Annotated in this window: 12 protein-coding genes and 1 pseudogene; 10 read left to right on the plus strand and 3 right to left on the minus strand. The window is 70.3% G+C overall.

Features of this window, described 5'->3' with window-relative positions; all coding sequences use genetic code 11:
- Positions 1-220 precede the first annotated feature (220 nt).
- From OG299_RS37850 to OG299_RS37870, 5 genes are all read left to right on the plus strand, one after another.
- A complete protein-coding gene (locus OG299_RS37850) occupies positions 221-682 on the plus strand; it encodes a hypothetical protein (RefSeq protein WP_327364062.1) in 462 nt (153 codons plus the stop codon).
- A gap of 285 nt (positions 683-967) precedes the next feature.
- The gene (locus tag OG299_RS37855; protein WP_266633181.1) at positions 968-1,696 is read left to right on the plus strand and encodes a helix-turn-helix transcriptional regulator; all 729 of its coding nucleotides are present in this window, start codon (positions 968-970) and stop codon (positions 1,694-1,696) included.
- A 38-nt stretch (positions 1,697-1,734) separates the two neighbouring features.
- Entirely contained in the window at positions 1,735-2,199 is a 465-nt protein-coding gene (locus OG299_RS37860) for a nuclear transport factor 2 family protein (protein ID WP_327364063.1), read from the plus strand.
- Positions 2,200-2,639: 440 nt separating this feature from the next.
- Complete coding sequence (locus OG299_RS37865; RefSeq protein WP_327364064.1) at positions 2,640-3,179, plus strand: ArsR/SmtB family transcription factor; 540 nt, start codon at positions 2,640-2,642, stop codon at positions 3,177-3,179.
- Positions 3,176-4,462, plus strand: a complete 1,287-nt coding sequence (locus tag OG299_RS37870; RefSeq protein ID WP_327364065.1) for an MFS transporter — start codon at positions 3,176-3,178, stop codon at positions 4,460-4,462. Before OG299_RS37865 ends, OG299_RS37870 begins: the two co-directional genes overlap by 4 nt.
- A 154-nt stretch (positions 4,463-4,616) precedes the next feature.
- On the opposite strand, the gene OG299_RS37875 is transcribed toward OG299_RS37870, so the two are convergent.
- Together OG299_RS37875 and OG299_RS37880 are read right to left on the minus strand one after the other, a co-directional pair.
- A complete protein-coding gene (locus tag OG299_RS37875) occupies positions 4,617-5,156 on the minus strand; it encodes a transposase (protein ID WP_327364673.1) in 540 nt (179 codons plus the stop codon).
- Positions 5,157-5,168: 12 nt separating this feature from the next.
- Positions 5,169-5,465 carry a hypothetical protein gene (locus OG299_RS37880; RefSeq protein ID WP_327364066.1) on the minus strand — a complete coding sequence of 99 codons (297 nt, stop codon included), beginning with the start codon at positions 5,463-5,465 and terminating at the stop codon, positions 5,169-5,171.
- Positions 5,466-5,797: 332 nt separating this feature from the next.
- Here OG299_RS37880 and OG299_RS37885 point away from each other — a divergent pair.
- A pseudogene (locus OG299_RS37885) lies at positions 5,798-5,986 on the plus strand (HNH endonuclease); the annotation flags it as partial.
- Between the two features lie 42 nt (positions 5,987-6,028).
- On the opposite strand, the gene OG299_RS37890 reads toward OG299_RS37885, so the two are convergent.
- Complete coding sequence (locus OG299_RS37890; RefSeq protein ID WP_327364697.1) at positions 6,029-6,736, minus strand: hypothetical protein; 708 nt, start codon at positions 6,734-6,736, stop codon at positions 6,029-6,031.
- A 258-nt stretch (positions 6,737-6,994) separates the two neighbouring features.
- Here OG299_RS37890 and OG299_RS37895 point away from each other — a divergent pair, with 258 nt between their 5' ends.
- From OG299_RS37895 to OG299_RS37910, 4 genes are all read left to right on the plus strand, one after another.
- On the plus strand, positions 6,995-7,591 hold the full coding sequence (locus tag OG299_RS37895) for a TetR/AcrR family transcriptional regulator (RefSeq protein ID WP_266633191.1): 597 nt from the start codon (positions 6,995-6,997) through the stop codon (positions 7,589-7,591).
- A complete protein-coding gene (locus OG299_RS37900) occupies positions 7,588-7,935 on the plus strand; it encodes a nuclear transport factor 2 family protein (protein ID WP_327364067.1) in 348 nt (115 codons plus the stop codon). The genes OG299_RS37895 and OG299_RS37900 overlap by 4 nt, the downstream gene beginning before the upstream one ends.
- Positions 7,936-8,574: 639 nt before the next feature.
- Complete coding sequence (locus OG299_RS37905; RefSeq protein ID WP_327364068.1) at positions 8,575-9,030, plus strand: hypothetical protein; 456 nt, start codon at positions 8,575-8,577, stop codon at positions 9,028-9,030.
- A 37-nt stretch (positions 9,031-9,067) separates the two neighbouring features.
- Positions 9,068-9,205, plus strand: coding sequence for a hypothetical protein (locus OG299_RS37910; protein WP_327364069.1), 138 nt, complete (start codon positions 9,068-9,070; stop codon positions 9,203-9,205).
- Positions 9,206-9,242: the final 37 nt, after the last annotated feature.

Here is a 9,242-nt window from a genome sequence, read left to right on the forward strand (position 1 = left end):
GGGTCCGGCATCACCGCGCGAGGGTGTCCTGCGGTGAGGGTCGACGGGGAGCGCCAGGAGCGGGTCAGCCGCCAGGGGTCGGCGCAGGGCTTCCTGAGGCGTTGTCAGAGGCGCGACACGTTGCACGGACGGAAGGGGGAACCGCCAAGCACGAATGCCTGTCTCCGAGCACACAGCAAGACGTGTCCGGGCTGGCCCGGCTCGATCCTCAGGGGGGATCTTGGCTTCATCGCACCGCGGACGATTACGTGCCCTGGCCGCCGGCGGCGTACTCGCCCTGGCTGCAGGCGCCTTGGCCGCCGCCCCGAGCAGCGCAGCCGAGCAGCACCGCATACCCGGCTCCGCCACCGCCCGGCCTGCGGCCGGCCCGGCGGCGGATTCGGTCTCCGCGGCCGCACTGGGCAGCGACCGCCAGTACCCGAGCGTCGTCCTGCCCGGCCGCGCCACGGAGCCGGCGCGGGTCGCCAGCGCCGAGCGACGGCACGACGTCGACGGCGACGGCCTCAGCGACATGATCCCGTGCTCCCCGCTTGCCGCCCTCGCCCCGGTCGTCCTGGGCCAGGACCGGGTGCTGCCGGCGAAGGTGGGGCGGATCGCCCGGGTGGGCCGGTCCGCGGTGGTGAACCGGCGCTGCCGGCACGCCGACTTCCCCGAGCCGGCGCCGGCCGTCGACGACGCCTAGGGGGACGGACCGGTTGTCCGGCTGGACCGCCGAGACAGACGCCGAAGGCCGGCCGCCCTCGCGGCCGGGGAGTTCGGGGCCTCCGAGCGCCGGCTGACCGCGCCCGGAGCCGTGAGTGGTCCGTCACGGGGTGCCGCAGGTCGGCCCGGGGGAGGCGTACAGGTTCGAGCGGCACCACTGCGGCGGCCTGGCGCCGTCCAGCCGTAGTCATCACGGAAGCGCGGTCACGGCCACATTCAACGAGTGCGATCAACGTGCCGGGGGACTGGGTTACGGTCGGTCCCTGTGAACCGAACCGATCGTCTGTACGCCCTGGTGGAAGAACTGCGAGCAGCGTCCCCCCGGCCGCGCAGCGCACGCTGGCTCGCGGGCCGGTTCGAGGTCAGCACCCGGACCATCGAGCGCGACCTCGCCGCCCTGCAGCAGGCAGGAGTCCCCCTCTACGCCGAGACCGGCCGCACCGGAGGCTACGTGCTCGCCAAGGACCAGACCCTCCCGCCGCTGACGATCACCTCGGCGGAGGCGACTGCGCTCGCGGTGGCCCTGCACGCCCTGGCCGGCACGCCCTTCGCCCGGGACGCCCGATCCGCCCTGCAGAAAGTCCTCGCCGTCATGCCGCAGCGCGAGCGGCACGGCGCGGACGAACTGGCCGGCCGGGTCCGACTCGCCGCGCCCGCCCGGCAACCCGCCGCCGTGCCCCAAGCACTGCGCGAGGCGCTCTCGATGCGCCGGGTCCTGCGCCTGTCCTACTCCGACGCGCAAGGCGCCGCCACCGACCGCTGCGTGGAACCCCACGGCTTCCTCGGCGGCGACCACTGGTACCTCATCGGCTGGTGCCGGCTGCGCTCCGCGGTACGCGGCTTCCGGCTGGACCGCATCCAGCACGTCGAGACACTGGCCGAGACCGTCCCGCCGCGCGTACTCGACCTCGCCGAGCTCGACACGCTGGGCTGGGAGTTCGTCGGCCTTGACGAACTCGTAAAGTCCGACAGGGGGTTGTCGCCCGAGGCGTAGAGGCTGGTGCCCGACCGACAACAGGAAGGCACTTCCCCATGACGCGCATGCCCACCGCCGCCGCCGCTCCGACCGCCGCGCCGACCAGCACCTCGACCGGAACGGACCCACTGACCCGGGCACAGGGCACCGCACTGCTGGACGGATGGACGCGGCTCTGGAACGGCGACCTTCCCCTCGCCGAGGAACTCATCGCGCCCGACTTCCGGCTCCGGTTCGCCAACACAGCCCCCGGCACCGGCCCCGACGCCACGCTCGACCGCCCGGACCTGACCGCGTTCATCGGTGCCCACCGCCAGGAACGCCTGGGGCTCACGTACGCGGTCGACGGTCCGCCGGTGGTCGACGGCGCCCGTGCGGAAGTGGCCGCCCGCTGGACCGCCACGTACACCGACGGCTCTGGCGATCCCGTCACCAAGAGCGGCATCGACCTGCTGGCGATCGCCGACGGCCGCATCGCGGCCGTCTGGTCGCTGACCGGAGACCGCCGCTTCGCGCCGTGACTCGCCGGGCCGCCGCCACCGCTGAACGCGGGTTGGGGCCGGTTGCCCGCGAAGGGGTAGTTGCGGCCCGTCTGGGGGAGCCAGTGCGTGCCGGGCTGAAGCCGCCCGGCACGCACCCAACCCCGCTGCCGCGGAAGGCAGGAAGTCGGCTTGCCGGGCATCCGATACGGGCCCGCGCCGTCGCACCGGATCCGCCTGCGCCTCCAAGGCGAGTGCGACCACCCGCAAGCAGGTGATCCCCGCGCAGGGTGCGGTGGCGCCGAGTGGGACGGCTGGCTGCGAGCTGACGCTCGGTCAGTGGCCGAGCCCGTACGACGAGATCGTGGTCGGAGACGACGATCCGGCCGAGTAGCCGCCGCCGGCCGTGCTGAACGGCCGATTCCGGAACCGCGAACGAAATCCCCTTGCCCAATGGTCAAGAATCGTTGACCATTGGAGACATGCCCACTGATGAACTTCCCGAGACGTTCCACGTCACCACTGACGAGCAGCTGCGCGCCGTCTCCAATCTCACGCGTCACCGGATCATGGCCGTGCTCCGCTTCGAGCCCGCGACGATTACGCAGATCGCCGAGCGAGTGGGCCTGGCGAAGGGGAGTTCCAGCTACCACGTACGGCTGCTGGAGCGGGCCGGCCTGGTGAAGGTGGTGCGAACGCGGAAGGTCCGGGGGGTCACCGAGCGGTACTACGCGATGGCCGCACGGTCCATTGAGCTGCCGGATCCGGGCGAAGGCGGGCCGGATGTGCTCATGCGGCACGCGGTGGCGGATCTTGAAGCAGCGCCCGCGGAAAGCGAGCGGCACGTACGGATGGCGCATCTGCGGCTCACCGACGAGCAGTTCGCGGAACTGGGGGCGCGGCTGCAGGCACTGGCGGACGAGTACCGGGAGCTGTCCGATGCGTCGCTGCCGGACGCGTCACTCGTCTTCGCGCTGTTCCACCCGGCATCGCGCAAGCAGAACGAAGGAGACGCCCAGTGACCTCAGACGTACGGAAGCTGCCGACCGGGTTCGGGCGGCTGTGGACCGCGCAGACGATCTCCTCGCTCGGTGACGGGGTAACGCATGCCGCACTGCCCCTTCTCGCGCTGACGCTGACGCGGGATCCGATGGCGCTCGCCGTCGTCACGGCCGCCGGAACGCTGCCGTGGCTGCTGTTCGGCGTGCTCGGCGGTGCGCTGGTGGACCGCTGGGACCGTCGGCGCACGATGTGGGTCACGGACGCGGCGCGTGCGGCGCTGCTCGCGATACCGGCGGCAGCAGCCGCGCTCGACGTGCTGAGCATCCCACTGCTCGCGGCCGTCGCCTTCCTGCTCGGCCTCGGCGGACTCTTCTTCGACACGGCCGCCACGGCCTATCTGCCGGATCTGCTCGGCCGCGACCCCGCGCTCCTGGAGCGCGCCAACTCCCGCCTGCGCGGCACCCAGACCGCCGCGTCCGGCTTCGCGGGTCCGCCTGCAGGCAGCGCCCTGCTCGCGCTCGGGCGGGCGGTTCCGCTGCTCGCCGACGCCGTGTCGTTCGCGCTCTCCGCACTGCTCGTACGGTCGCTGCCTGCCGCGCCCCGGCCCGTACCGCAGGCCCGCGAGTCGCTGCTGCGGCAGGCGCGGGCCGGCGCCTCGTACGTATTCCGGGATCAGTTGCTGCTCGGGCTCGCGCTGCGTCCGGCGGTCGGGAACATCGCCTTCCTCGCCGTGGAGACCGTACTCGCCCTCTTCGCGCACGATCGTCTCGGCATCGACACCTTCGGCTTCGGCCTGCTCCTCACGGCGGAGGCCACCGGCGGCCTGCTCGGCGCGGGCATCGCCTCGTTCCTCGGCCGACGACTCGGCACCGGCACCGCGCTGACCTGCACGGCTGCAGTCGAGGGACTCGCCATCCTGGGCCTTGCCGCCGCCCCGAACCCGTACGTCGCCGGCCTCGCGCTCGCCGTCTGCGGAGCGGGCATGGGCGCCACGATGGTGCTCGCCCCCTCCCTCCGACAGTCGATCGTCCCCGCCCACCTGATGGGCCGGGTCGCCGCCACCTCCCGCATGCTCGGCATGTGCGCCGCCCCGTTCGGCGCCTTCCTCGGCGGCTGGCTGGCCACCACCTACGACGTACGCACCCCGCTCTACACCGCTGCCGGCCTCCTCCTCGCCATGACCGCCGTCACGGCGACCATGACCAGCAACCGCCGGGTCGAGGCGGCGCTGCGCGGCGCCGCCCCGGCCGATGATTCAGAGCACCCGGAATACCGGGATCCCGTTCAGGCGGGTGCCCTTTAGGGCTCCGCGAGGTCGCTGAGCCGGTGCGCTCGCGGCAGAGCTCGAGGCGCTTGTGGCGATCCTTCGGAACGGGCTCCTCCTTGGCGGCTCGCTCTTGCTCGAGCCTGCCCCTTCGCCGCCCGAAACCAGGCCCGGCGGCGGCCCTCCCGGGTGGTCAGCTGTTCGGGCAGCTCGCCGCCGCGGGCATCGCCGTAGAGCTCGTCTTCGGCGGCGTCGATCCGGCCGCCTCGGCGAGGATCTCCCTTGCGATCTGCTCGTAGCTTCGGTTGGTCTGGTTGGTGGCCGAGGCCTCGAACTTCGAGCCGTCGACGGCGAGCACCGCCACCTCGACCAGGCCAGCCTCGGCACAGAGGCCGAGCACCTGGCCGAAGAGGTCGGCGAGGGCCTCCTGGTGGCGGACCCGGAAGCCGGCAATCGTCGTGTGGTCGGGGGCCTGGTCTGCGCAGATCGCCCGGAGGGTGACGTTCTCTCGGCAGTGGCGCTCGATCCCGCGCGAGCTTCGCTCGCCGATGCAGTGGGAGTAGGCGAGCAGGGTGAGCATCATCTTCGGCTCGTGGGCAGCTCGGCCGTGCCCGGCGCAACGATCGGCGCCGTAGAAGGGCTCGAGGTGGAGCTGCTCGATCGCATGTGAGGAAGTTCTGTGGCATTCCCCGATGGTCCAAAACGACCCGGACGACAGGGGTTTGTGCGACAGCCTCCTTGAGAATCAGGTGCCAGAGTTGTCGACGAACCCCACGATATCGAGGTATTCGATTTTGGGCGGGGCCCCATAAACCCCCGTCACCTTCTCGACGAGCTCCGGCGTGAAGAAGGCGCGGGCTTTCTCCTCGTCGTCCCACGCGTAGAAGTTCTTCGCCTGAACGCCGTCTTCGCCGAGCATGAAGCTCTTGAAGCGAAGGCCGGCCATGCCTTCGAACGGTCCTCGGAGTTCGTCGGCAATCTTTGCGATAGATGAACGATCGAACTTGTCGGTCTGCGTGAATGTCACGAGCACGCCGATCATCGGGCCTCCTATCGATTGGGTGAGCAACGGTCGATCGAGTGATGCTAGCGGCGGATCCTAGTACACACGGCCGGGAATTCTGGTCGTTAGGCAGCGAGTCGGAGGTGCGGCACGCGGTCGGCACTGCGGGCCGGGAGCGCGTCGAGCTTTGCGTGCGTGAACATCGACTCGGATGCACGATCGATAAGTGGATCTCGACCTGGTTCGGCCGCGAGGCGTGGATCGACAGGTGGGTCAGCCGGGCATTCTTGTAGGTGTCCTGCATCCCTGCGATCGAGGTCTTGCCGGCGTCACGGAATATCGCAAGATTGCAATGGCGCTCCCCGCCGGTTGGTGCCAGTTCGTGGACCGTGCAGAGGTGTGAGGCGTACGCCAACGACCAGGTCCGGCCCGCTTCGCTGGTGGCGGTGACGGCGGCCACGAACCGTTTCAGGGGTGACAAGGATCCGGCGCAGTGGTTGCCGCCGGCGCCGTATGCGCTGTGCCGGTACGGCGCGGAGTGGACAGCGACGAAGCTCCGCCGGGGTCGGGGCCGGGCGGCTTCCTTGTCGGCACACGGCGTTCTACCGTCGTCCGAAGTGCCTCTGCCAGCTGGTGCGGCAGTCGATGGGGTGTTGGAGGGCGGTGTCGAGGAGGTAGATCCCGTTGCTGAACTCCGTGAACCCGACGGACTCCCACACCTTTGCGATCTTGGTCTGGGCGGCCTTGTATCCGGGCTCGTCGTCCTCGAACTCGCCGTCGGTGGGTGCCGGCTCACAGGCGACCGCGCAGCATCCGGGGGCGAGGCGGCGGATGGCTTCGGCGGCGGCGAGGGCGCCGATCCCGTAGCCGCGCCACTGCGGTTCGATCCGTACCCGGTCCATGATCAGGAGGTCTCCGACCGGGCATTCGATGCGCCCCTCGAACGCGGGTGACCAGTGAAGTCCCGGCGTCATCGCATAGGCGGGGTCGGTGCAGACCGAGACGATCTTCTCGATGTCACCGGTGTGGGCGTCCGCCGCCTCCCACCCGGGATCCCGGGTGAACCCGCGAACCTTGACGAACTCCATGCCGCCGATCGGGGTCCCGTCCTCGAAGCGGCAAGGGCTCTGGCCGGGCGGGCACTCCGGGCAGCCGTCCTCGCCGTGGTACTGCAGGATCCCCACTGACCACACTTCGAGGGTGTCCTCGAACTCGTAGGGGAGCGCGGGGTGCTCGAAGCTGTAGCGCAGCACGATGTCGGCGGCCTCGAAGGGCAGTGCGCGGGGCGCCTGCCTGGGGATGTAGTCCATCCCGCCACCGTAGGAGCAGCATGCGGAGGCCCGGGCTGAGAACAGCCGAACTACATCACCGGGAGTGAGCCGCCGCCTTGCTCGTGCCAGGGCCGCTGGGTGGCCAGGAAGTAGAGCCCCGGCGCTGACCCGGTTCCCGTATGGCGTGCGACTTTTCGAGAGGGTTGCCGCCCGGTTCGTTCGGCCGCTGGTGATCGTTGAGCTGGGCTGTCGCGCGTGCTATTTTTTGTGAGCAATCGTTCAACTATGGAGGTGCTCGTGGGGCGCAGACAGCTCTGGGACCAGGCAGAGGTCCTGGCTTCTGCCATGCGGCTGTTCCGGCGCCAGGGCTACGTCGGCTCCTCGCTGCGGGACATCGAGGCGGCGACCGGGCTGCACCCGGGCAGCCTGTACCGGAACTTCGAAAGCAAGGACGGCTTGTTCCGCGCCGCCCTGGACGCCTACAACGATCAGGTTGTCCGGGGTCGGGTCCGGGAGCACCTCCTGGAGCCGGCAGACCCCGTGGCGGGCATCCGGTCGTTCTTCACTTCGGCGTTCGAGACCGGCCCCGGTCCCGATCCGGGCTGTCTGCTCACCAACACCGCCGTGGAGTCCTTCACCGTCACCCAGGCCGCCGATGCGGTCCGCCGAGGGCTGGAGACGATCGAGTCGGGCTTCGCCGATGCCCTGACGCGCGCCCGTGCCCTGGGCCTGCTGTCCGCAGATCTGGACGTCGAGGTCTCGGCAGCCCACCTGCTGGCGCTCTATCAGGGCCTGCTGGTGCTGGTCCGGGCCGGCACGCCCCTCACGAAACTGCACACGATCACCGACGGCGCGATGGCGTCGATCGGCCCCAAGAAAGAGGGACAGCGATGAGTGACTCACAGCAGCTCTGGGAGAACTATGCCGCGTGCTGGTCGGCCGATCCCGGCGAGCGGCTCGCCGCACTCGGCGCGGTCGCGGTCGACGACGTCGCGTACCGGGACCCGGGCACGGAGGTCGGCGGGCGGACCGAGCTGGCCGCGTACATGGCCGGGTTCGCCGGAGCCTTCCCGGGTCACCGGTTCCGCATCGACGAAGTACTCGAGCACCACGACCGGTCGCTCGCACGGTGGACCCAGCTCGGCGAGCAGGGCGAACCGGCCATGGCGGGCGTGAGCACCGCGCTCCACCGCGACGGCCGGCTCGCCGACATCACCGGGTTCTTCCTGCCCGCCTAAACGGATCCCGCAGCCTCGCCGAGCACGTCGCCGATCAGCTGGCGCCGCTCGGCGAGGCACCATCTCACCGACACTGCGTCAGCGGGTACTGCGCGGTCACGGCATCCAGTTCGAGAGGGTGGTGGGCCAGGGCGCTTCCCCGCAGGGCAGGGCTCCTGGACGGAGATCGCCCAGTACCTGGGTATCGGTTCAGCAGAAGCGGAAGGGCGTTTTGCCGCGAGCCTGGACGGTTGGAACACGGCCTTCGGTGTTCCCTACCGGCTCGACGACACCGGTCGAAAGCGCATACCCCAGCTGCCAACGGCAGCGTATGACCCCGCTTGGGCATGCGACCGGCTCGACACCTGGGCCGGGAACCGGCTCATTCTTGTCAACGACAAGCGTCCCGTCAGCTCGGGTCTGGTCATGGCTCTGCCAATGAGTAGCACCCCTGGAATGCCTGGCTGACCCGGCCCCCGGGACCGGCGTCAGGGTCGTTCTCGGTGGCGACCAGACCCGCGGCGCCATCGGCGACGTCCACGGCGTGATCGCAGAGGACCAGGCGTGCCAGCGCTTGGCGGGTGAATCGGGCACGGTCGGCGTCGTATGGGGTCGTCTCAGTCACCCGCACAGCCTCGCAGGCTGTGCCCGCATCGACCGGTGGCCTACCGAGAGTTCCTCACCGAACTCGGGGGCAGTGGTGCCGGCCCCTTCTACGGGCTCCTGCCGCTGGAGGAGTGCAGGCTGCTGTTCACCATGAACCGGAAGCCACCGGATGGCAGCCCGCGAGGATTCACACACGTGAGCCACCCGGACGCGCTGGAAGGCGACCTGTTCCTGCACATCGTCGAGATGGGCTGCAGCGATCTGTGCCTCATCGCAGTCACCGGTCCCCTTGCCGGCCGCGTGGTCACCGGCAACGCGGACGGATTCCGGCCTCCGAATGTCTCCTCGGCGAGGGACTTTCTCAGCTGGTACGAACGCTGGCTCAACCACATGCAGGCCGGCAAGGACAACCGTGCGCTGGGGCTCACCTCCCCGTCGACCGTCGCAAGCGCCCCATGGGGACGTCGAGTTGGGGAGGGCCGACGACGACCACGTGCCCGGGCGGATTGAGGAAGAGCGGACTCGGGGCTGGATGACCACTGGGCGCGTGTCTCGTGAGACATGGCGCGGTCTGGAGAACGACGGGCACCGGCCGCCGATGTGGACCCGCCGCGGGTCACTGGGCCGGGGCGGTTTCCTCGACCTGGTGGCCGCTGCCGGGCGCCGCAGTAACCAGAGCGGGTGAACGGACACACCCGATGGGCCCCCAGTCGCTCCGCGTC

This window comes from Streptomyces sp. NBC_01296 (genome assembly GCF_035984415.1).
Classification (GTDB): domain Bacteria; phylum Actinomycetota; class Actinomycetes; order Streptomycetales; family Streptomycetaceae; genus Streptomyces.

What these genes read in the sequence shown, in the direction of transcription:
- OG299_RS37860 (WP_327364063.1), top strand. Translation starts at nt 1,735, where the DNA reads ATGACGCGCATGCCCACCGCCGCCGCCGCTCCGACCGCCGCGCCGACC.
- OG299_RS37865 (WP_327364064.1), top strand. Translation starts at nt 2,640, where the DNA reads ATGCCCACTGATGAACTTCCCGAGACGTTCCACGTCACCACTGACGAG.
- OG299_RS37890 (WP_327364697.1), bottom strand. Translation starts at nt 6,736, where the DNA reads ATGGACTACATCCCCAGGCAGGCGCCCCGCGCACTGCCCTTCGAGGCC.
- OG299_RS37900 (WP_327364067.1), top strand. Translation starts at nt 7,588, where the DNA reads ATGAGTGACTCACAGCAGCTCTGGGAGAACTATGCCGCGTGCTGGTCG.
- OG299_RS37880 (WP_327364066.1), bottom strand. Translation starts at nt 5,465, where the DNA reads ATGATCGGCGTGCTCGTGACATTCACGCAGACCGACAAGTTCGATCGT.